This is a genomic window from Kineosporia sp. R_H_3, from assembly GCF_002198675.1.
Classification (GTDB): domain Bacteria; phylum Actinomycetota; class Actinomycetes; order Actinomycetales; family Kineosporiaceae; genus R-H-3.
The window spans coordinates 1-22,844 of sequence record NZ_MWLL01000227.1 but is presented as its reverse complement, the minus strand read 5'-3'; the positions used below and the strand labels follow the sequence as shown (position 1 = coordinate 22,844).

Here is a 22,844-nt window from a genome sequence, read left to right as displayed (position 1 = left end):
GACCGGGGAGCTGCGATGGGCCGGGGTGTCGTGACGCTCGTCGTCGCCCTCGTGCTGGCAGGGTGCTCCGGCGGGAGCGGCGGTGCACCGCCTGCGGCGACGCCTGCCGCGGTCGGGAGCGGCGCCGGGACCGGCGTCGCGTCGTCCGGTGAGACCGTCCGGACCTACCGCGCCCCGGACGGCACCGAGGTGCAGTACGTCCTCGTCGTCCCCGCCGACCGCCGCCCCGGCGTCCCCGGCAAGGTGCTCCTGGCCTTCCCGCCCGGCGGCCAGGACCTCGACCTCACGCAGCGCATCGTCGACGACCGCTGGCGCACCGAGGCGCTGGCCCGCGACTGGGTCGTCGTCTCCCCGGCGGCCGGCCCGGCGGGCCTGTTCTACGAGCCGGACGCCGCAGCCCTCGTGCCGGGCCTGCTCGACGAGATCGCCCGCACGTACCCGCCCGACGGCGGCCGCTTCGACCTCGCCGGTGTGAGCAACGGCGGCCTCTCCGCGTTCCGCGTCGCCGAGGACCACCCCGACCGCTTCCGCTCCATCGTCGTCTTCCCCGGCATGCCCCCGGACGACTCCGCCACCGCCCTGACCCGCCTCGAGGGCCTCGGCACCGCGTTCTTCGTCGGCGCCGACGACTCCGGCTGGCTCGAGGGCAGCCGCCGCACCGCCGCCGCCCTGAAGGCGCTCGGCAACGAGGTCGAGCTCACCGAGGTCCCCGGCCAGGGCCACATCATCGAGACCCTCACCGGCGCCGACCTCTTCGACGCGATGGAGCGCGTCCGGAGCTGACCTGTTCGTCCGCTCGCACCGCCCCGACCGCCCCGCCGCCGCAGGTCGCCGACCGGGATCAGGCACAATGGCCGAGCACCACTGGAGGGCTGGCCGAGTGGCTGATGGCGACGGTCTTGAAAACCGTTAGGGCGGTACCCAACCCGTCCTCAGGGGTTCGAATCCCTTGCCCTCCGCGAGCAGGCATGACACCGCAAAACCGCAGGTCAGGTTGTTATGGACGTCGGGTGTGGCGCGGCGTTCGGTTGTCCAGCCGTCACCGACGAGCGATGCCCAGTGACGGTCCTTCGCGGCTGTCTGTGGATGAGCAGTGGATGAGTTGGCTGGGCACATTCCAGCCTGGGCTGAGGCACAAGTGTTGAGATCAGTCCCGATGGCCTGCGAACAACGAGCTCGTCGACACTCTTCGAGACTCACGTTCGTCGTGATCATCGTCGGCAGCGACAAGGCCAGCCAGGGCGCCAAGCAACCATGCCAGGCGTGCACAGGAGTGAGCCAGGAGGACCAGGGTCGCCTCAAGCAGCCAGGTTGCCGACGACATGTGATTGAGGCCCAGAAGGATGGCCCCGACGACCGCGCTGAAGCCAGCGATGATCGGAGTGATCATTACTGAGCCCCAGTTGGCACGTAGGGAACGCCCGCCAGCCCATCGGAACCGCCGGAAGCGGTGCGAGGGGCTCTGCAGTCCGAAGACGATCACCACACCAGCGAAACCTGACGCCAGCCCTGCCAGGCCCGCCACGCCAAGGAGTAGCTCGTTGGCGCTCGCTGCGTAGTCCGAGCGTGCCAGCGGGGCGAGAACGTTGGCGGATGGCCACTTGATCGAAGCCGCGCCGTGGATCCCGGTCGCGACCAGTAGCAGTGCGTTGCACCACCACGGATGATCCCTAACGACTCCCCGCAAGGACGATCTTGCCGGGGCATTCACGTCCGAGGTCGTCATCAGGCCCCCCACTCCTCAGCACGTCGATCCGCCCATCAAAGCACCTCGTCGCGCAACCGGTCGATGGCCCGGAGCATCCCTCGCAGCGCCGACTCCTCGGGTACGGCCTGATCTTGATCAACATCGAACTGTGCGGCGAAGCTGATCCGCTGGCGGATGAAGTCGACGGGCTCCGACTGCTCAACCCCCTCTGCATCCTCTATCAGGAGGTTCGCCGACACCTTCGACACGGGCTCCTTGCCTCCCACGATGGTCCGCAGAGCCCTCAAGATGCGCGCGGCCGTTGGCTGACTCGGGACGCCTCGGCTCCGCCCCATCGTCCATGTGATCTCCACGTCCATCTCGCCCAGCGTCGCAGCCGTCGCCTGCGCGAGTGCACTTCCAACCTCACCCTCGACGGCTAGGTCCGCCCGGGTCACGCCTCGCGGCACCCGGACATTGACCTTCGTCACGCTGCTTGCGCGTTCCAGCTTGTTCAGAGTCTTCTCGTCAAGCACTGGAAGGAGCTGCAGGGCGTTCTCCTGGCGGATGTTGCCCGCAACCTGGGTAATCCATGATTCAAGTGCTGAGAGATTCACGGCCCGACCTGAAGCGAGCACGGCGACGTAGTTCGTGCCCGGCACGTGGATCAAGTAGGCGGATTCGGCCAACCCAAGATCGCTTCCGTCGTCGTTGCCACCGACGGAGATCAGGGTTCCAAAGGAGACGGTCTGAGCGTCGAACGTGTCCGGCCAGTCAGATCGATTCCTGATCTTGCCAAACTTGACGTACTCCTGGGCCGGAGCCTTTGCGACCCTGTGTTCGCCTGCATACCGGGACCCGAGGTGGCTAAGGAGCCGATCCGCGGGCGGTAGGTGCGCGAGTGTCTTCCAAAGCTCTACCCAGAAGGTGGGTTCGATGTCGACGACGGCTTCGTGACGGTCGAGCAGCACCACCTCGTAGAAGCGGACTTGCTTCCGCACGCGCGTCAACGTCACCGAGTTCACCTAACCAATGCGAAACGACTGGGCTGTAACGCAGCGTATCGGGCGTTTACCTAGTCCGCGCACAGTTGGCCGTTGTGCAGCCATCTGTACTTCGTCTGCATGCAGCGGCTGGGACTGACCCGACCTAGGCTCCAGATCCATTCGGCGGCTGCACCAGAGCTGAGTGGTCGTCGCACGGTTCATGCCTCGGCTGCGACGTTCTCGTGCACCAGTTCACCAAGCAGTTTGACCAACTGAACCTTGACTCGTTCGTCTCCGAAGAAGACGTCAACCATCTTGTTGTGGCTCGACTGGTTGCCGATGACAGCGTCGGTGACGGCCTCCGACAGGTCGGGCGACTCCACGAACTGCTCCTTCGTGTTGGCGCCGGCCTGCCGCCGGACGATCTCATCGTCCATGAGCACCGTGATCAGGCCCTCGACCCAGGACTGCTGCTCGGCCGGCGTGAAGTCATCGCCGGCGAAAAGGTCGTTGACCTTTGCCAGGACCTCGGCCAGCCGCACCAGCCGGGGATCATGGGTTGACCCGGTGCCACTGCCCGAGACCGGCTTGAGGGGGTGTGCCTCGCCGCCACCGAGGTCCAACTCGTGCTCGCCGCTGCGCCACTGCTTGATCCGGGTCAACTCGACGGCGGACAGATCCAGGTCCACGGCGACGACGCGGCCGGTGAGCCGGCGCTGGAGCAGCCGCAGGTAGAGAGAACGCTTCTCCAGGTCGGTGTCCTGGTAGTTGACGATCTGGGAGAGGAAGTCGTACAGCCGGACGAAGGAGCCGACGTCCTTGCGGAACAGGTCGAGCTCGTCGACGGTCGCGTTGTCCTTCCCGGCCAGGGCGGCGGCGTAGCGGGCGTTGAACCGGTCCCCGGCCGCCTTGAGCGGTGCCGACACCGCGCCGTGCTTGCCTTCGAGGTATGCGGTGATGAACGCCTCGACCTCGGCGGCGGTGTAGATGCTGGCGGCGTCGAGCTTGGCCTGCAGGTCGTGGACGAGGTCGGGGTCGGTGGTCGCCTCGATCGAGGCCTGCCGGTAGTACGGCTTGAACGCGGCCAGCACGTCGTCAGGGTTGTTGACGAAATCGAGCACGTAGGTGGTGTCCTTGCCCGCGGCCGGGTAGGTGCGGTTGAGGCGGGACAGGGTCTGCACGGCGGTGACGCCGTCGAGGCGCTTGTCGACGTACATCGCGCAGAGCAGCGGCTGGTCGAACCCGGTCTGGTACTTGTTCGCCACGATCAGCACCTGGTAGTCGTCCGAGCCGAACGCCACCGGCAGTGACCGGCCCCGCAGCCCGGCGTTCAGGCTGGGCTCTGTGTAGGGCGGCTCGACCCCGGCGAACGTGACACCGTCCACGGTGATCGACCCGGAAAACGCGACCAACGTCGCGAGAGGGTAGCCGCGGGACTTGATGTAGGAGTCGATCGCGTCCTTGTATCGGACGGCGTGCTCCCGCGACGACGTCACGACCATCGCCTTGGCGTGCCCGTCGAGCAGGTGCCGCACGTTGGCGCGGTAGTGCTCGACGACGATCTGGACCTTCTGGGCGATGTTCGTCGGGTGCAGCGACACCCACCGCATCAGGCCCTTGGTGGCCTCGCTCTCGTCGACGAGCTTGACCTCTTCGAGGCGCCTCTTGGACCGCTCGGCGATCTGGAACGCCGTCGCGTACGTCGTGTAGTTCCTCAGGACGTCGAGGATGTACCCCTCTTCGATCGCCTGCTGCATCGTGTACGTATGGAACGGCTGCGGCAGGCCGTCGCCGTCCTTACGGCCGAACAGCTCCAGGGTTTTGTTCTTTGGGGTCGCGGTGAACGCGAAGAACGACAGGTTCGGCGACTCCGCGCGAGCCTCCATCTCCGCGGCGAGGATGGCCTCGGTGTCGATCTGGCCGCCATCCTCGAGGTCGATCAGCTCTTGCGTAGTCAGGACCGCCCGCAGCTTCTGGCTCGTCCGGCCGGTCTGGGAGGAGTGCGCCTCGTCCGCGATGATCGCGAACCGCTTCCCAGCCAAGCCCTTGTTCTCACGGATCGCGGTCAACGCGAACGGGAACGTCTGCATCGTCACGACCACGATTAGCCGACCGGCGAGGAGCTCCTTGGCCAGTAGCGCGGACTTGGACCCGATGTCATCGCCGGCGTTGCGGACCTGGTCAGCGTTGATCGTGGCGACAGTGCCGTCCACGCCCTCGATCTGCTTCACAGCGGCCTGGAGCTGGTCGTCCAGGACGGTCCGGTCAGTGACGACGATGACGCTGTCGAACACCCGCTCGTTGTTCGGGCTGTGGAGCTTGCCTAAACCGTGCGCGGTCCACGCGATCGAGTTCGTCTTGCCTGACCCGGCCGAGTGCATCACGAGGTACCGGTGCCCGGGGCCCTCAGCCCGGACCGTTGACATCAACTCGGTTACGAGCTCCCACTGGTGGAACCGCGGGAACAACAGCGAGGTCTTCTTCGTCGCCGCGCCCGTGATCGGGTCAATGTTGGTGCGGGTCTCCAGGTGCAGAAGCCGGCCGATGATGTTCAGCCACGAGTCGCGCTGCAAGACTCGCTCCCACAGGTACGACGACGCGGCCTTGCCCTCGACGACGGGGTTGCCGGCTCCCCCGTTGGAACCCGTGTCGAACGGCAGGAATGCCGTCTCCGTCCCCGCCAAGCGCGTTGTCATCGCGACCCGGTCGTTCGAGACAGCGAAGTGGACCAGGCACCGGTTTGCGAAGCCCAGCAGCGGCTCGCCCTTGGGATGTCGCGCAACCCGATACTGGTCTTTGGCGTCCTCGATGCTCTGCGTGTTCTCCGTCTTCAACTCGATCGTCGCCAGTGGTAGCCCGTTCACGAAAAGGACCAGGTCGATGCTGCCGTTGTGCTTGGTCGAGTAGTGCACCTGCCGCACGACCCGCACCCGCACCGCCGTGTAGCGGGCAGAAGCCGCGGCGTTAAGTGACGTCGCTGGCGCGAACTCACACATCGCGAAACGCGCCGGGGTCTTCTTGAACCCCTTCCGCAGCACGTTCAATGTCCCACCGCCCGCGTCAAGCGGGGCGTCCAGCGCCTTCACCAGCCGGTCGAGCAGCTGCTCCTTCGCTCGCGACTGGTCCGCCGGTGACATGGATAGCTTGACGACCTTCTCCCACTCGGCCGGCTGGGTCTCATCTAGCCAGTCGTACACGTCCTGCGGGAACAGGGCGCGGCCCTTGTCGTAACCGACCGCGCCAGGCGAGTAGAGCCAACCGCTCGCGGCCAGGTGAGCGCAGATCTCCTCCTCGAACGTGCGCTCCAACTCCGGCCCCATCACGACACCCGCTCACGGACATCGATCTGTCCCGTGACAGCCGAGGTGATCAGCGCGGCGCGGCGCTCTTTGGACAGTTCGATGAGGCGCAGCGATCTGTCGATAAGGCGCTCAGTCTGTGTTGTCGCGACTTGCAGCTGACGCGAAATCTCGCGTTGCGTATCTAGCGTCGGCATAACGAGACGGAACCGCTTCAAATCTTCGCAAGTGAGTCCGCCCTTCGTGCTGCCGTTCTCGTCACTGATCGACCGCAACTCGTCGTAGGCGGCGGTAAGAGCCCAGAGCAGATACTCGGGGTCCCAATACTTCTTGTCAGGCGTCACGAAAGCCAAATGCTGGCTAATAGTCGCGCTCACATCGAGAATCGTAACCGACCCTCGCGTTTTTCCCTGTCCAGTGAGGCCGACAAGGAGTGACCCCGGCGACACAATGGGTAGGTGGCACTGCCTGAGCGCCTCCGACGTAACGAACTGATCCGAGTTGACGACTCGAGGTTGATTTACGAAAGAACTATTCAGCCACGGAAAATCCCCGTCCAACCAATAGGAAGACTCATCACGCCGGGGAGTCGAACCGTTCCCGATCCGCGATCGCCGGCCAAGTTTGTCCGTTCTCGGGTCGCCGGCTTGCGGCCTCTCAATCCAGTGACGCACCATCGCTTGCCTTCGTTCGCGAACGGTATCGATCAGTTGCTCCTGCTTCGCGATGAGCTTGTCGATCTGCGCGGTCTCGCGGTCAAGGAAGTCTGCGATCCCTTCTTGCTCGGAATGAGGAGGGAGCAATACAGGAAGGACTCGAAACATGTCATTGTCTATTTCCGCTTGTCCAATGCGGACCCCTCGCGAAATCAATGCGTATCCATCCGCATAGGCGGAGGACCGGAGCAACCAATTGAGATAGCGCGCGGATTCGCGATGACGTGGCGCGAAGCAGATGTAGTGACCCGATACAATTCCTCGTAGCGTTGAAATACCGACTGAGCCTTGCCAAGCCTTCATGCGATTAGTGACTAGCCACCCTGGATGAACGAGCTGGTAGATACTTCGATTCTCTGCCGTCTGGTTGCTATTGTCTCGGGAGTCCTTCGCCACGACACCGTGCTCCCGGAAGACGGAGAGCATGCGCTCGTCTGGGTGGTCCGTGTCCTTGACCCGATCAAATAGGGTCCACAAAGGCCTCGTCGTCCAATGCGCGGGGATGCGACCTAGCCATGGGATGCCTGACTCAACGACGCTCACACTCACCGCGCTCATTTCTCCACCTGGCGCAACAGGTCCATGATTTCCTCGACTAGTTTGTTGAGGTCAGCGTCGATCTCCTCAAGCGGCCGGGGTGGCGTGTAGACGTAGAAGTGGCGGGTGAACGGGACCTCGTAGCCGACCTTGGTCTTGGTGTAGTCAATCCACGCGTCAGGGACGTGTGGGCGTACCTCGGCCTCAAAGTAGGCGGCGATCACGTCGTCCCGCCCGTCGGCACCGAGGCTGTTTCCACCGTAGGCGAAAGGGATGTTCTCGGTGTCGCGGAGTTTGGCATCGGCCTTTGGGTTCCCCTTGCGGTCGATGACGGGGCTGCTCGCATCGTCAAGCAGGGGTCGTTCGACAGTGATGGCCCAGTAGCCGAACGAGTCGGTGGTGAAGATCCTGGCGTGGTCGGTCTCCGCGTAGTCGGCGTAGAGCTTGACGATTGCGTCGCGGTCGGCTGCGGACAGTTCGCGGCTCTTGTCGCCAAGGTTTTTTCGCATCTTCGTGTAGTAGCCACTGCCGTCGATGAGCTGGACCTTGCCGATCCGCTCAGCGGGTTTGGCATTGTCGAGGATCCACACGTAGGTGGAGATCCCGGTGTTGTAGAACATATTCATCGGGAGAGCCACGATCGCGTCGACGAGGTCGTTCTCCAGGAGCCAGCGACGGATCTCGCTAGGCCCGGAGCCTGCGCCGCCGGTGAACAAGGGCGATCCGTTGAGAACGATGCCGGCGCGGCCGCCGCCCTCGTGAACGGGGCGCATCTTGGTGGCGAGGTGCTGCAGGAACAGCATCTGGCCGTCGCTGATCGGCGGCAGGCCGCCTGGGAAGCGACTGCGATCCCCCGCGCGGGCGACCTCGGCCTTAACCGCCTTCTCGGAGGCCTTCCAGTCGACCCCGTACGGCGGGTTGGACAGGCAGTAATCGAACGTCGTTCCTGCGAACAGGTCCTCTGCAAGGGTGTCACCGAGCTTGATGTTCAGTGCGTCCTGCCCCTTGGCGATCATGTCTGACTTGCAGATTGCGTACGACTGGTCGTTGATCTCCTGTCCGTACAGCCTCAGTCGGGCGTCCGGGTTGCGCCCCGGTGCTTCGGAAGTACCGACTAGGTGCTCCTCGGCTACCGAAAGCATGCCACCCGTGCCGGCGGTCGGGTCGTAGACGGTGCGCACGATGCCCTTCTCCGACAGTGCCTTGTCATCGCCAGCGAACAGCAGATCGACCATGAGCCGGATCGCGTCCCGCGGGGTGAAGTGCTCCCCGGCGGTCTCATTCGAGGCCTCGGCGAACTTGCGGATCAATTCCTCGAAGAGGTCCCCCATAGCCGCATTGGAGACCCGCTCGGGGTGCAGATCTACCTCGGCAAACTTCTGCACCACGATCAACAGCCGGTTCTTCTCGGCCAGAGTGGCGATCTCGTTGTCAAATCGGAAGCGCTCGAAGACGTCGATGTTCTTGGAGAACCCGGCGAGGTGGTCGATGAGGTTGGCCGCCAGGCCGTCCGGGTCTCCCGCAAGCTTCTCGAACGTCCACGGGGACCCGCTGTAGAACGTGAGCCCGGTCTGCTTGCGGATCATTGCGTCGCGCAGCTCGTCGCGCAGGTCGCGCCCGACGATGTCCCGTACCTGCTCGCGGGTCGGGTCCAGCACACAGTCGAGCCGCCGCAGGATCGTCATGGGGAGGATCACGTTGCCGTACTGGTGCGGCTTGTAGACCCCCCGGAGTTGATCGGCGATCGACCACACGAAGTTCCCAAGCTGACTCACAAAATCACTCTCCAACGACCGCTGGGGCACGACTTGACACCCCCAGAGGCATCCTTTCAGGAGGAGTCCCTCGTCGGATGGAACCTGACACTTCCGGCCTGCGGCGCCCTGATGGTTGAACAATCGCGCTGGTCGGCCCGGCGTTCCGTTCAGCGGAGATGATCATCGTGGGGTGATGGCAAACGGCAAGCCGTATGTCCCAGCCCCGCTAGCATCATGCATACGCACAACCCGTATCTGAGGTGATCGTCTGTCCGGCGAGCAGCAGCGCGTCGCGGCTCGCCGCCAGCTTGGCGCCGAGCTCCGAAGCCTGCGCGAGCAGCGGGGGTTGACCGGCGTTCAGATGGCGGAGCGGCTCGGCTGGTCGCAGTCGAAGGTCAGCCGCATCGAGGCCGCGCGGACCCGCTCCGAACTCGAGGACGTTGCCGCCCTGCTCGAGGCGCTCGAGGTGCCGGTCGCCCTGCGCGCTGACCTGCTCACGCTAGCTGAGGAGGCCGCCGGCCCGGCCGAGGCCTGGCGGAACTCATCACGCGTCGGGCTGACTCGACGGCAGCAGGACTTCATCAACTCGGAGGCCTCCGCCTCCCGGCTGCGGCACTACCAGCCGGTTCTCCTTCCGGGGTACCTCCAAACCCCGGAGTACGCCCGGCGGGTCATCGAGTTGGCCGGCTCGAAAGACGTCGAGCGCGCCCTGTCGATGCGACTCGCACGAGGCGCCGTCGTCCGTCGGTCAGATGCTCCGCGGTACGAGGTCGTCCTGCTCGAGACGGTGCTCCGCTGGCGACCTGTCGCCCCTGACCTCATGGCTGCGCAGCTGTTCGCGCTTGAGGAGGTGGCGCGGCGCCGGAACGTCGAGGTCAGGGTGGTCAGCCTGGACGACGAGCAGAGCGTTTTCGTGCAGCACCCATTCGTCCTGTACGACTTCCCCGCCGGCGCACCGTCCGAGGTTCTGGTCGAGACGACACGCACCGACCTGCGGCTGACGGACGAGGCCGACGTCACGGCGTACGCCGGCTGGTTCAACCGGCTGTGGAGAGCCGGCTTGCCCCGAAAGCAGTCGATGATGTTGATTCGTACCGTGGCCCAGCAGATGCACGACCAACACAAGTCCATGGAGGGACGATGAGCGAGCAGCTCGACTGGAGGGGCGCCGACTGGCAGAAGTCGGGGCACAGCGGTGACGGCAACTGTGTGGAGGTCGCCTTCCTGGGTGGCGCCGTCGGTGTGAGGGACAGCAAGGACCGTTCGGGGCCGATGCTGACCTTCACGCCGGCCGAGTGGACGGCGTTCGCCGCAGGCGTGCGCGACGGCCAGTTCGACCGATGACGAGTGGTGGGGCCGGGTGACCGCCGGCCCCACCGCCCGCCGTCCGGCGGGGGAGAGGCGGTCGTGACAACACCCGCTCAGGGCGAACCACAGACGGCAGCTCGGCTGCCTCGAGCCTTCCAAGCGCTCTGGGCGTCAATGGCCGTCTCCAGCGTCGGCGACGGCGCGCTAACCGCAGCGATGCCTCTGCTCGCCGCTTACCTCACCCGGGACCCGATCGGCGTGGCCGTGGTGAGCGTCGGAGCCTCGCTGCCCTGGTTCGTGGTGGGTGTGTTCGCTGGGGCTTGGGTCGACCGGCTGCCCCGCCGTTCCGTGATGATCGTGTCGGACGTCGCGAGGGGCGCCGCTCTCGCCGTCCTGGTCACTCTGATCCTTGCCGGCTCGGCGAGCATCCCGCTGCTCGCCGTCGTTGCGTTCGTGCTGACGACAGGGCAGGTCTTCTTCGACGCGGCCGCCCAGGCGGCACTTCCCCAGGTGCTGGGGCGCGACACATCCGTGCTCGGCAGGGCCAACGGTCGGCTGTTCGCCACGCAGACCGTCGGAGCCACTCTGGCCGGCCCACCGATCGGCGGTGCCTTGTTCGGCGTCGCGCCGTGGGCGCCCTTCGCCGTCGATGCTGCGTCGTTCGTCGCGTCGTCCGGCTTCGTGCTCGGAGTGCCGCGCGCTGACGCACCCGAGGGCGGCAACCGGCTGAGCATTCGTGCGAGCGTGCGCGAAGGGTTCGCCTACCTCTTCGCGAGTCGCATCCTGGTGACATTGGCCTGCGCTCTCACCGCCTACAACGTCTGCTTCAACCTGGCGTCGGCGACGCTCGTGCTCTTCGCCCAGGAGCAGCTCGGGGTGACTGACGGGACCTTCGGCCTACTGTTGGCGTCCATGTCGGCCGGCGCGATCGCCATCGGCATGGTTTCCGCGCGCGTCCTCGCGCGCATCGGCGTGGGCGGGGCCGTCGTCGCCTCGCTGGCAGCCCAGGGCATCGGGTGGGCAGGGGTGGCCCTGTCCGGGTCTGTCTGGCTGGCAGGAGTGTCCCTTGCAGCTACCGGCGCCGCTTCCACGATGGTGACCGTAGCCGTCGTCTCCGAACGGCAGTCGACTGTACCCGACGCGCTGCTCGGCCGGGTCACCTCGGCATTCCGATTGATCGGCAACGGGTTCGCACCGCTGGGTGGGGTGGCCGGCGGACTGCTTGCAGGTGCCGCCGGCCTGCGAGCCCCGCTCATCGCCGCGCCGGTGCTGCTCGCGCTGTGCGTCGTTGTTTTCGGGCTTCTCTTGACCCGACGCGCCCCCATCAACGAGGACTGACCGCACCGGATACCACGGCGGACGACGGAGTCGCGCGCCGTCGTACCGGGCCCCCATCGGCCCAGCGCGCAGTCATGCCTGGCTGCGCGGAGTCGCGTCCGCGCCTTGACATCGTGCATACGCACGATGCATGGTGACTATGCACGATAAAGGATGACGAGCCGCAGATAACTTCAGCCGACTCCAGTCAGGTTCAGTCCGAGGGGATCAACGATGAAGACGACGAACCGCCAACGCCGTGCCGTCCGAGCGCGGGGTGGACTACCGACGCGAACGCCGCGCCGGTCACTGCGCGACGCGATGCCGATTCCTGGTGTGGGCGCGCTGGCCCTGGGCGTTTCGGCGCTCGCGCTGGTGTCCGCGGTCGCTGAGGTTGTGCAGCGTCTGACCGGTTGGAGCGTGTGATGGTCCCCCGGCAGTCGCAGCGAATCACTGCAGCGACGCTCGACCTCAAGCCGGACGTCGGGGCCACCGCCGGCGCGCTCGAAGTCACCAGCTCGACGCAGACGGCCGCGGTCGCGCCTGCGCCGGTGGCGAACGCCGGCGCCGGGGCCGACCTTGACCCGACGGATGTCGGGTGGGGCGGGGTGATCCGGATCCGGCGCAGCCGCCGCGAGCTGCTGTGGCCGCTGGGCTGTGTCGCGGGCCCGGCGCTGCTGTCGCTCGCCGCATGGCTGCTCACCAGCGACCCGGTGTGGCTGGTCGGTACCGGCGCCGGCGTCCTGGTCGTGCTCGCCGCCGTCGACCACGTCATTGTCAACCGCGGCACCTGACCGCGGTACTCCTTCTCGGCCTGGCCTGCTCAGCGTGGGCTGGCCGTCCTGATCCCGGGTGGCGTCCGGTGGCCCCCTCGCCCCGGACGTCACCCGGCTCCACGACCCGCCCCACTCAGACCCCATCTGATCTGCGAGCGGACGACCCGCACCGCGCCGTCCGGCGATACCCCACGCCCATTGACGCGTCCGCGTCAACCCACCCGTCCTGTCCCCTTCTGTTGCTGTGTCTGGAGTTTCGTCATGGTGTTCAAGGTTCTTCGCGCAGTCCGGCACCTGCCCTGGCGCCCGCTCGTGGTCGCCGCCCTCATGCTCGCGGTGGCTCAGGCCACCGGCCGGGTCGAGGCGTGGGCGACGTTCACGACCCGCCTCACGGTCGCCGGCTGGGTCCTGACCATCGGGCTGCTCGCCTGGTGGTGGCTGCGCTGGCTCGCGCCGGCGTTGTCGACGGGGCGGTGGGTGGACCGCCGCGACGACGCGTCCCAGCACGCCGGTGGGGTCGCGACCTGGACCGACATCGGAGAGCTGTCGTCCGCGCACCGGCTCCGGGCCCGGATGCTCGACCTCCGGCCCTCCCTCGCCGGCCTGCCGAGGTGGCGGCGCCGCCGGGTCCCCCTCACCGAGGTCGGCGTCCAGTTGCTCCGCACCAGCCCGGTGCGCGGGGTGAACTCGGTGTGGTCCCCGTGCGACGAGGTCACCCTGCGCGTCGGTGGCCCCCGACAGGGCAAGTCCGCGTCCCTGACCTGCCACGCCCTGGACGCCCCCGGCGCACTGCTCGTCACGACGTCGCGGACCGACCTGCTCGAGGACACCGCCACCCACCGCGCCGGCCAGGGCCGGGTCCTGATCTTCAACCCGACCGGCCTCGGCACCAACCCCGAGGACGACGGGCACAAGGCGATGGCCGCGGTGCGAGCCGGCGAGCTGGTCAGGTGGTCGCCGCTCGCCGGGTGCACCGACTTCGGGACGGCCACCCGCCGCGCGAAAGACCTCGTCCCGGACTCCGGTGCCAGCGCCGAGGGCGAGCGGTGGGACGAGCAGGCCCGCGGCCTGCTCGCCACCCTCCTGCACGCCGCCGCTCGTTCGGGTGGATCGATGCGGACCGTGCTGGGCTGGATCAGCCCCGCTGACGTGATCGCCCGCGACGAGATCCTCGACGCCCTGGCCGACAGCCCGGACGCCCGGGCGATGTCCTCGGAGATCCGCGGCCTCTATGGCACGAACGACCGGACCCTGTCCTCGATCACCGCGACCCTGCGCCCCAAGCTGCGCTGGCTCCTCGACCCCACTCTCGCTGCGTCAGGGGACGCGCCGTTGACGGACCCGGGGTTCCTCGACGTCGCTGCGTTCGTCGCCACCGGCCGCGACAGCCTGTACCTGATCGGCCGTGACGGCGGCGCCCCGACCCTGATCGGCGCGCTCACCGCGGAGGTCGCGCACCAGGTGCGGCTGCACGCGGCGCGGATGCCCCGCGGGCGCCTCGACCCGCCGATGACCGCCGTCCTCGACGAGGCTCCGATCACCTGCGGTCCCATCCCGCTGCATGAGTGGACCGCCGACATGGGCGGGTTCAACCTCACCCTGCACATCGGCGCCCAGTCCCTGTCCCAGCTCGAGGACGTCTGGGGCTCCCGCCGGGCGGCGGCGATCTTGGGCAACGTCGGGTCCCTGATCGTGTTCGGCGGCATCAAGAATCAGGCCGACCCGATCCACATCTCCACCCTGACCGGCACCCGGCTGGTCCGGGTCGACGAGGACGACGCCCGGCCCCTGCCGGTGATGACCCCTGCCGAGATCACCGCCCTGCCCGTTGGGACGGCGCTGGTCATCCGCAACGGCATGCGCCCCATCGTCGGTGCCGCCCCCTGGCTCGGCGACCGCCGCCCCACCCGCACCCGCGCCGCCCTCAGCGCAGCGCGCGCCGCGACCACACGCACCGTGACCCGAACCGTGCAGGCACTGACCACCTCCGCCGCATCGACCGCACCCGTCCCCGCGCCAGCACCCACGACCTCGGCGTCGGAGCCGGCGTCGGAGCCGGCGTCCAGCCCTGCCGCGGCTCGCGCCGAACGTGCCCGCCAGCTGCGCAACGAGATCGACGCGATCTTCGCCCGCCCCGGTCTCGACGACGCCCTCGATAACGACCCGACCCGCTCCGAGCCCGAGGACCGCCCGAACACCCAGGACGACCACGGAGGTGCCGCATGACCCGCCGCGCCGTGCCGAGCCCGGAGAACAGTGCGATTGCGCGGCTCGCGGACGACGTCCACCGCCTCACCCGGGACGTCGCCCGCCTGGCCGACCTGCCCGCCCTCGTCGCGACCCACGCCCGGCTGCTCTCCGAACTCAACGACACCGTGCACCAGCTGCGCCGCCTCACCCACCAAGTCCCGGCCCCCAGAAACCCGGACGGCACACGCGACACCACCACAGACGCCGACGATGCCGCGCCGAACGGCGCCGAACCCGACGCCGATGTCGACGAGGTTGTCGCGGCGCCGGCGTGGCTGACCGTCACCGACCCGCAGATCGCCGTCGGGTGGCTGGCCGAGCTGGCGGTCTGGGTGCCGCAGGTGTGGCAGCCGCACCTGCAGACCAAGACCCCCAACTGCTGGCCTTGGCACCCCGCGGTCGTCGCCGAGCTCCTCGTCGTGGCGCACCTGTGGGACGAGGCCGTCAGCACCGACGAGCCCGGCCCCGCCCCGCTCGCCGCGTGGCACGACCGGTGGCGGCCCGGCGCTGCGGCCCGGGTCACCCGGCTGATGGCCGGCTGCGAACGCGCCCACGGCCGACACAAGGCCCACGGCCACGAGTACCTCTACGACGTCGCCTACCTGGACGAGCTCGCTCACTGGTGGGCCACCACCCACGCCGCCGACCCCGCACAGCCCGCCCCCGGCTTGACCCTCGACCGGGACGGGCGATGAACGCCGCCGGCACAGGGGGCATGGGCCACGTCGTCGTCCTGGTCGTCACGCTCGACACCCGCGTTGCCCTACGGACCAGCACCGACAACAACGGCAGCGGGGGCGTGGCGCTGCGGGTGGTCCAGGGCGGGCGCAGCGGCTGCGGCGCCGTACGTGGCAGGCCGGGTTCCGTCCGGCCCGCGCGGGACAACCGGGTCGGCGGCCGGGTGACGCGCGAGGCCGATCACCACCTGCTCGCGGCTCACCTTCCGGTACCACGCCCGGTCTCCCCGTCCACCCCCGCTGCTCGAGATGGCCGGGGAAGGTGCTCCGCACCTGCGCAACGCACGGCCCGGGGTTCGTGGGGGTTGACGGCGAGCCTCTGCGGGCGCGGTCCCTCCCGCCTCGCGGCAAGGGGGACAAGCCCCCTCACCGCCAGCCCAACTCCGGGAGGACCACACCCCATGAACACCACCACCAGCCAGACCACCGAAACCCCGAACACCAAGGGCCAGAACGTCAAGAGCCAGAACGGCACCGGTACGCCGGGCGGGGCGTTGTCGTCGCCGCTGGTGGCGGCGCTCGAGCAGGTCTGGGCCGCAATCCAGCACCGCCACCCCGAGGTCCCCGATGTCGTCATCGTCGTGGCGTCCGGGTCCGTCGGCGCGCCCCGCGGCGCGCTCAAGCTCGGCCACTTCGCCGCGATGCGGTGGACCCACGCCACCACCAGCAGCAGCACCGCAGCAGGTGAGGCCGGGCGTGACGGCGGCCCGGCGCTTCCCGAGGTCTTCGTGGGAGGTGAGGGGCTCGCCTTGGGTGCGGTGGAGGTGCTGGGCACGTTGCTGCACGAGGCGACCCACGCCCTGGCGCATGTGCGAGGGGTGCAGGACACGTCGAGGCAGGGGCGCTACCACAACCGGAAGTTTCGTGACCTGGCACAGGAGATGGGTCTGGAGGTCCGCGACGTCCCGGTCATCGGCTGGTCCGACACCCACGTGCCTGCCGCCACCGTCACCGAGTACGCCCCCGCCCTCGAGCGCCTGTACCTGGCGATGACGATCCACCGCCGCGCCGAAGGCACCCCCACCCCCACGGCCGGCGACAACAACAACGCCGCCACCGCGGCGGACGGCGAGACCACCCCAGCAGGGGGGAGCGGCTCGAGCGGGTCGCGCAACGGCACCGCGGCCCGCTGCGCCTGCGGACGCCGGATCCGGGTCACCGCCTCGGTGCTCGCGCTCGGCCCGATCACCTGCGGACTGTGCGGCCAGCCCTTCACCACCCCCGAACCCGACCGCCAGAACGACGACCAGCAGGACGACGGCCAGCAGGACGACGGCCAGCAGGACGACGGCCAGCAGGNCCCAGACCGCCAGCTCGGCCAGCCACCCGACGGCGATCTGCGGGTCGGTGACGGCCAGCAGGACGACGGCCAGCAGGACGACGGCCAGGTCGACGACGACCAGGTCGACGAGCTGCTGGTCGATGAGGTCGGGGAGGTGGCCCAGTGAGCGCGTGGGCGCCGATCGGGGCGCCGGCGATCTGGCTCGCGGTCGTCGACCGGGACGGCGGCCGGTGCACGTGCACCGGTGCCTGCGGTACCCGGCATCACAACCCCGCAGAACCGGCCGGTCGGCCCGGCCGCGCGAGTGGGTCGGGCCGGCGGGGGCCGGGGGCGAACGCGATCCCCGGGCAGCTCGAGCGGTGCCCCGCGGGTACGGGGCCGACCCCGGCGGACCTGCTCGTCGTCCCGGTCGACCCCACGGTGCCGGACACGTCGGCGTGGAAGTTGGCGCCCACCGCCCTGACCACCCGCTGCCCCGCGTGCGCCCGCCGCACCCGCACCCGCGCGAACCGACCCACCCACACCACGCAGCCCACCGAGGCCGGCCAGGCCCACCGCCCCGACCACGCACGCACCGAGCCGCGGGACCTGCTCGAGCTGCTCGCCGCCGAATAGCCGGCCGCCACGCGGCTCGACCCGGCCTGACCGACCTGACCCGGAGCGCGGCCACCGCGGCCGCCGCACCCCACCGATCTCAAGGAGCACGTCATGAACGACACCACCCCGACCACCCCGGGCACGCCGACCAGCGTGACCAGCCCAGACCCAAGTGCCGCGACGCCGTCCACGGCCAGCCCGGTGGCCGCGGTCGTCGAGTACCGGAAGGCGTACGCGCAGCTGCACAGCCAGGCTGTGGACGTCCTGACGCGGGCCCTGACCTTGCCGGTCCCATCCGCTGACCCGTCCCGCGGTGCGGGGTCGCGGGTGCTGCTGGACTTCGCGGACTTCCTCGCCGGGGTGCTCGCGGCGGTCGCGGCGAACGCGGGCAGCATCGACCGGCTCACCGCGGGCCGGCCCGGGTCGTGGGAAGCCGGGCTGCTCGACCAGCTGGTGTCCGGGACCGTCGGCCACGACGCCGGCGACCTCGTGCACTACCGGACCGCGCCGGTCGTAGTCCCGCTGAACGTCCTCGAGCTCGCCGACACCGTCCCCGGGTTCCCGAACCTCGACGACACCCTCGACCAGGCCCTGCGCGGACTGATCGTCACCCCGGACGCCGCGGACCGGCTCATCGACACCGAGTGGGACGCGATCGCGGCCGCAGAGACCCAGGTCGAGGCCGACATCACCACCGCCCACACCACCGCGTACGCCGCCTACGCGGACGCGTTCACCGCCGCCGTCCACGCCACCGCCGCCCGGATCCCCGGCCTCGACGTCCCGGTCACCGTCGAGACCGTCCACGACGTGTCCACGTCGACCGCGCTCACCGGGGACAGTGGCCGCCGCATCACCAACCCAGACCCGTTCGCCCCGAACGACGACGCCCTGGCCAGCCGCCTGTGGGAGCACGCGTTCGCCGCCGTCCCCACCCCGATCGTCCCGGCCGTCACCGTCCCCGCAGTGCCCGGCACCCGCCAGGCCGCCACCGTCCAGCTCGCCGCCGCCGCCACCACCGACGACGACGCCGCCACCACCGACGACGCTGCCGACGTCGTCGCGCCGGCCGACGGCGCGAGCGGTCACCGGGACGAGGGGTGAGCGTCATGACCGCGCCGGACCCGCGCACGGCCTGCCCGCCGGGGCGCGGGCCGGTGCCGATGGTGGGGGCGTCGGTGGCGGACTGGACGGCCGGCTACGAGGCCGGGTGGGCCGCTGGCCATCACGCGGCCCGGACCGCGCTCGACGACGCTGCGGCCGATCTCGCCGGGCTGGGGCCGTCCCGGGCCGTCGACACCGTCCACGCCCGCCGCACCCAGCAACAGGTCGGACGCCGTCCGGGTGAGCCCGACCACGACGACCCCGCCGCCCTGGCCGCCTACCGCGCCCAGATCTACGCGTCCTGGGGTCTGCCGCCACCCATGCCGCAGACCCCCATCACCCATCGCACAGGACACGACAGCCAGCGCCGCCACCTCGCGGGACGTGTCCTGGATCGCCACTACCGCAACGCGTTTGACGCGTAGGCGTCAAACAGCGAAGGAGCCGACCATGCCTGACCTCACCAGCACCACCAGTGCCGGCGCCACGACGATGACGACGATCACGGACGCGGCGGACGTCGGGTCGGTCCTCGACCACGTCACCAGCGCGCTCACCAGCGCCGTGGACACCATCGCCGCCGCGGGCGGCGTGCCGAGCTGGGCCATCCTCGCGACGGCCGCCGCGGTCGCGGTCGCCGGTGCCACCGGCTACCGCCTCACCCGCGCAACCCGCACCGCCCAAGCAGCCTCGACGACCCGAGCCGGCTCGACGACCTCGGCGACCGTGGCGGAGGAGTCCGCGCGCACCATCCGGGCCGACCGGTGGCTGCGCCGTGTCGAGACCACCGGCACGATCGTCGCCGCGCTGCTGGCCACCGCGGTGTCCGCCTCCGGCATGTGGCAGTTCTTCAGTGACGTCCTCGGCGTGACCGGCCCCGCCCGCGTCCTGATGTTCGCGTTCCTCGAGATCGCCCTCGGCGTCAGCGCGATCCGCGCCCGGCGGCGGATCCGCGAGGTCATCGACCTGATGCGCGCCCACCACGACGGCACCTGGACCGGGCCGATCCCGTCGGGGCGGTCGGTGCACCAGGTGCTGGTGTGGGCGGTGGTCGCGCTGTCCGGGGTGATGTCCGCCGCCGACACCCCGCAGTGGTCGGGCAAGCTGCTGCGCCTCGCCGCCCCCGCGGTCGCCGCCGTGCTGTGGGAGATCGGCGACCTCGCCGAGCTGCAGGCCGCCCGGCTGCGGTACGGGATCACCCCCGAACCTCTCGCGTGGCGGTACTCCCTGCGCCGCCTCCTCGTCCTCGCCCGGCTCGCCGACCCCACCACCGCCGGCGCTGGTCCGGGCGGGCTGAACGGCGTCCAGGTGCTCGCCGCCGCCGACCGGTCCCGCCGCCTCACCGCCCTGGTGCGGGCCAGGTACCGGCTCGAGGCCACCAGCGCCCGGGCCCCGCGGGCGCTGGGCGCCTGGCGGGCCTGGCGAGTCCGCCGACTCACCATCGCCGCCGTCGAGCGCGCCGGGCTCGGCACCACCGACCCGACCGCCGTCCAGCACGTCCAGCACGGCCTCGCCCTGCTCTACACCGTCCAGACCGGCACCGCGCCCGCCGCCGTCGCCCACCTCGACCCCTGGCACACCCACCACCCCGCCCACCACAGCGAGGCCGGGTTCCTCGTCGGCCGGCGGACGGCGGCCCGCCCCGACGTCGACCCCGCGGCTCGACAGCTCGTCGAGGTCCAGCTCGTCGAGGAGCCGGGTAGTTCATCGGGCGGGGGCCCGGTCCGCGTCCCGGTCGGTGCGGTCGGTGCAGTGGCTGATCCTGCGCGGGGTGTGCGGCCGGTGACGGTCCCGGTGGCCGGGACCGATCGGGGTCGGGGTGCGGCCCGTTCCGCGGAGCCGGTCCCGGTCACGCCTACGGACGACGCGCGGATCGTCGCCGAGCTGGTGGCGCGGGCGGTGGTCCCGACGGTCCGGCAGATCAAGGCCGAGTACCGGGTCGGCGGGTCCCGCGCGGTGCAGCTGCGCGCCACGGTGGCCGCCGAACTTGCGGCCCGCCCGGTGCCAGGCTCCCCAGCCGATCCGGTCGGGGCCGACGCCGACCCGGCGTCCGCCCCGCACACCTACGACCACACCCTCGACGAGGGCGACGACGAGGCCGAGCGTGCCGCGGAGCCCGTCGCCGAGGCCGTGACGACGGCCGTGGTCGTGCCCCGGCTCGAGGTCGTCGGCCCGCGCGCCCCGGGTCACCGTGCGTAGACCGTCACGGCCAGCCGCTGGGGTGCCGATCGGCCCGCACCGGCCGCCACCCAGCGGCTGCGCAGCCGCCACCGCCGTGAACTGCTCGCGGATGGCACCGCGAGGCGCGCCGGATACTGCGCCGCCGATCCGGTCCGAGCCGAAAAGCACGCCAGAACAGCAGAAGCCCTAATCCAGAATCCCGAGCCGAATCACCCAAGCCAGAGAAGTCAATAAGAAGCCAGAGATAAGTAGTCAGCAGCAAAGAGAACGAAGAAGTCAGTAGAGAGTCAGTCAGGAAGCCCCAGGAAAGATCAGAGCAAGTCACCACAGGAATCAAGCAGGAAACGACCGAAGGACCCACACCCATGCAACTCCGTTGTCATAGGTCAGACCAAGATCAACTACCCGGTTTCTGGTCGGGTTTCCCGACCCGGCCCGCCGGGCGCGCGGCCGCCGCGATGCCAGCGCGGAAACCGTCGTCCGGCCCGGGATTCCAGGCCCCGGTGCGCGCGGCCGGCGTCACGGGCGGCCGGCGGCCGGGGATTCGTCCAGGGGTGTTGTCGATTCAGGAAAGGGTTGTTGTTTCTCGTGATTTCGGTAGGTAAGGCGACGAGTGCGGAGTACTACACGACCGGCGGTGGAGTCGCGGGCGGGTTCGAGTCGTACTACCTGGACGCGGTCACTGAGGGTGAGCCGCCGGGGGTGTGGAGCGGGCGGATGGCCGCCGAACTGGGCCTGGAGGGAGAGGTGGACGCGCGGGTGATGGAGCAGGTGTTCGGCCGGTTCGAGCACCCGGTGACGGGGGAGCCGTTGGGGTCGAGGCAGCAGAAGTGGCGCAGTGTCGACGAGCGGCTCGAGGCCGCGTTGGCCGACGAACCGGGGGCGTTGCCGGAGCGGGTCGCGCAGCTGCGCGCGGACATCGAGCGACAGGTCCGCACGACGGTCCTGGGCTGGGACGCGACGTTCAACGTGCCGAAGTCGGTGACGGTCGCGCACACCGCCCTGTACCGGGCAGAGATCGCCGCGACGCGGTCCGGGAACACGGACCGCGCCGCGGAGTTGGGGGCGGTCCGCCGGGGGATCGAGTCCGCGGTCCTGGACGCGAACTCGACCGCGGTGGCGTTCCTGGAGTCGTTGGCGGTCTCGCGGACCGGCGGCGGGTCCGGGACCGCCGCGCAGTGGATCGCCGCGGACCAGGTCACGGTCGCGTCGTTCTTCCAGCACACGAACCGGTCGATCGACCCGCACCTGCACGTGCACAACGTCGTGGTGAACCGGGCGATCTGCGCCGACGGGAAGATTCGCTCCCTGGACGGCGAAGACCTGCTCGCGCAGAAGTTCGCGTTCTCCGCGGTCGCCGACCGGGCCCTGTTCGAGGCCCTGGCCCGGCTCGGCCTGGACTCGGCTCCCCGCGCCGACGGCCTCGGCCGCGAGCTCGCGTCGGTGCCGGCCGACGCGATCGACCACTTCTCCACCCGCCGGGCCCGGATCACCGAAGCCCTGGTTCCGTTGGTGGAGACAGCCGAGCAGGCCAAGGGCCGCCCGCTGACCGACTGGGAGACCTACCAGCTCAAGCAGGCCGTCACCCTGGCCACCCGGGCCGCGAAGGACCACACCGCGTGGACCCACGAGGAGCTGCTGGCCCGCTGGGACGCCGGCCTGATCGACGAGGCCGGGCGGACCCTGGACGGCCTCGCAGACGTCGTGATGGCCGACGCCACCCGAGGCCCGGTGACCGGGGCCGCGTTGGAGGACTGGTCCCCGACCGCGGTGATCACCGAGGCCGTCGCCGCGTGCGCGGAGCGGTCGGCGACATGGGGCCGGGCGAACCTGATCAGCGAGCTCGAGCTGCGGCTGCCGATCCTCGGGATCGACACCAACCAGGTCGTCGGCGTCCTCGAGCAGCTCGCCGACGCCGCCCTGGATTCCGAGCACGTCGTCGCGGTCACCGGGCAAACACCAGACCTGGACGCCGGCACCACCCGCCTCGCAGCGTCCTCACCGTCCGCCCGCCGCTACGCCGCCACCGGCACCCTGGCCGCCGAGATCGCCTTGCGCGAAGCCGCACTGACCCGCTCCGGCACCCGTCTCGATCCCGCCGCGGTCGCGGCCTGGCTCGACACGCACACACCCACGATCGGCGATGACCAGCGCGCCGCCGTCCTCGGCCTGGCCGGCACCGACGCCGCGATCAGCGTGCTCGTCGGGCCCGCTGGGACTGGCAAGTCCTACACCGCCGGCGCTCTCGCCGGCGCCTGGCGCGACCTCACCCACCAGCTCAGCCAGCCTGGTGAGCGGGGCGGGGCGGGG

The 22,844-nt window shown here is 69.7% G+C and carries 17 protein-coding genes and 1 tRNA gene; 13 read left to right on the top strand and 5 right to left on the bottom strand.

The genetic code is table 11. The features are described from left to right. The first annotated feature begins 15 nt into the window (after positions 1–15). Complete coding sequence (locus ECOMGDLI_RS28520) at positions 16–783, top strand: hypothetical protein (RefSeq protein ID WP_088320231.1); 768 nt, start codon at positions 16–18, stop codon at positions 781–783. An 83-nt stretch (positions 784–866) separates the two neighbouring features. Further along, a tRNA-Ser gene (locus ECOMGDLI_RS28515) sits at positions 867–959 on the top strand. Positions 960–1,147: 188 nt separating this feature from the next. Here the strand turns inward: ECOMGDLI_RS28515 and ECOMGDLI_RS34125 are convergent. The 5 genes from ECOMGDLI_RS34125 to ECOMGDLI_RS28490 form a co-directional block, all read right to left on the bottom strand. Beyond that, positions 1,148–1,726 carry a hypothetical protein gene (locus tag ECOMGDLI_RS34125; protein WP_143448002.1) on the bottom strand — a complete coding sequence of 193 codons (579 nt, stop codon included), beginning with the start codon at positions 1,724–1,726 and terminating at the stop codon, positions 1,148–1,150. 35 nt (positions 1,727–1,761) lie between these two features. Continuing rightward, entirely contained in the window at positions 1,762–2,703 is a 942-nt protein-coding gene (locus tag ECOMGDLI_RS28505; protein WP_143448001.1) for a DUF6731 family protein, read from the bottom strand. A 188-nt stretch (positions 2,704–2,891) separates the two neighbouring features. Beyond that, positions 2,892–5,981, bottom strand: coding sequence for a type I restriction endonuclease subunit R (locus tag ECOMGDLI_RS28500; RefSeq protein WP_198955269.1), 3,090 nt, complete (start codon positions 5,979–5,981; stop codon positions 2,892–2,894). Positions 5,982–5,992: 11 nt separating this feature from the next. Continuing rightward, positions 5,993–7,084 (bottom strand): restriction endonuclease subunit S, encoded by a 1,092-nt coding sequence (locus tag ECOMGDLI_RS28495; RefSeq protein WP_158221193.1) that lies wholly within the window; start codon positions 7,082–7,084, stop codon positions 5,993–5,995. 158 nt (positions 7,085–7,242) lie between these two features. Beyond that, positions 7,243–9,000: a class I SAM-dependent DNA methyltransferase gene (locus ECOMGDLI_RS28490; RefSeq protein ID WP_088320257.1), complete on the bottom strand. Its 1,758-nt coding sequence runs from the start codon at positions 8,998–9,000 to the stop codon at positions 7,243–7,245. Between the two features lie 250 nt (positions 9,001–9,250). On the opposite strand from ECOMGDLI_RS28490, the gene ECOMGDLI_RS28485 reads away from it, so the two are divergent. The 11 genes from ECOMGDLI_RS28485 to mobF form a co-directional block, all read left to right on the top strand. Further along, positions 9,251–10,126, top strand: coding sequence for a helix-turn-helix transcriptional regulator (locus tag ECOMGDLI_RS28485; protein ID WP_088320227.1), 876 nt, complete (start codon positions 9,251–9,253; stop codon positions 10,124–10,126). Then, positions 10,123–10,326: a DUF397 domain-containing protein gene (locus ECOMGDLI_RS28480; protein WP_088320226.1), complete on the top strand. Its 204-nt coding sequence runs from the start codon at positions 10,123–10,125 to the stop codon at positions 10,324–10,326. Before ECOMGDLI_RS28485 ends, ECOMGDLI_RS28480 begins: the two co-directional genes overlap by 4 nt. A gap of 3 nt (positions 10,327–10,329) precedes the next feature. After that, the gene (locus tag ECOMGDLI_RS28475) at positions 10,330–11,628 is read left to right on the top strand and encodes an MFS transporter (RefSeq protein ID WP_369812801.1); all 1,299 of its coding nucleotides are present in this window, start codon (positions 10,330–10,332) and stop codon (positions 11,626–11,628) included. 404 nt (positions 11,629–12,032) lie between these two features. Continuing rightward, positions 12,033–12,401: a hypothetical protein gene (locus ECOMGDLI_RS28470; protein ID WP_088320224.1), complete on the top strand. Its 369-nt coding sequence runs from the start codon at positions 12,033–12,035 to the stop codon at positions 12,399–12,401. Between the two features lie 243 nt (positions 12,402–12,644). After that, entirely contained in the window at positions 12,645–14,609 is a 1,965-nt protein-coding gene (locus tag ECOMGDLI_RS28465; protein WP_088320223.1) for a type IV secretory system conjugative DNA transfer family protein, read from the top strand. Continuing rightward, entirely contained in the window at positions 14,606–15,328 is a 723-nt protein-coding gene (locus tag ECOMGDLI_RS28460) for a hypothetical protein (RefSeq protein WP_088320222.1), read from the top strand. The genes ECOMGDLI_RS28465 and ECOMGDLI_RS28460 overlap by 4 nt, the downstream gene beginning before the upstream one ends. A 1,486-nt stretch (positions 15,329–16,814) precedes the next feature. After that, complete coding sequence (locus ECOMGDLI_RS28450) at positions 16,815–17,267, top strand: hypothetical protein (protein ID WP_088320221.1); 453 nt, start codon at positions 16,815–16,817, stop codon at positions 17,265–17,267. A 93-nt stretch (positions 17,268–17,360) separates the two neighbouring features. Continuing rightward, a complete protein-coding gene (locus ECOMGDLI_RS28445; protein WP_143448000.1) occupies positions 17,361–18,353 on the top strand; it encodes a hypothetical protein in 993 nt (330 codons plus the stop codon). Positions 18,354–18,358: 5 nt separating this feature from the next. Further along, positions 18,359–18,778 (top strand): hypothetical protein, encoded by a 420-nt coding sequence (locus ECOMGDLI_RS28440; RefSeq protein WP_143447999.1) that lies wholly within the window; start codon positions 18,359–18,361, stop codon positions 18,776–18,778. Between the two features lie 25 nt (positions 18,779–18,803). Next, a complete protein-coding gene (locus ECOMGDLI_RS28435) occupies positions 18,804–20,552 on the top strand; it encodes a hypothetical protein (protein WP_088320218.1) in 1,749 nt (582 codons plus the stop codon). 570 nt (positions 20,553–21,122) lie between these two features. Further along, a partial coding sequence (mobF, locus tag ECOMGDLI_RS28430) for a MobF family relaxase (protein WP_158221192.1) occupies positions 21,123–22,844 on the top strand: 1,722 nt, incomplete at its 3' end.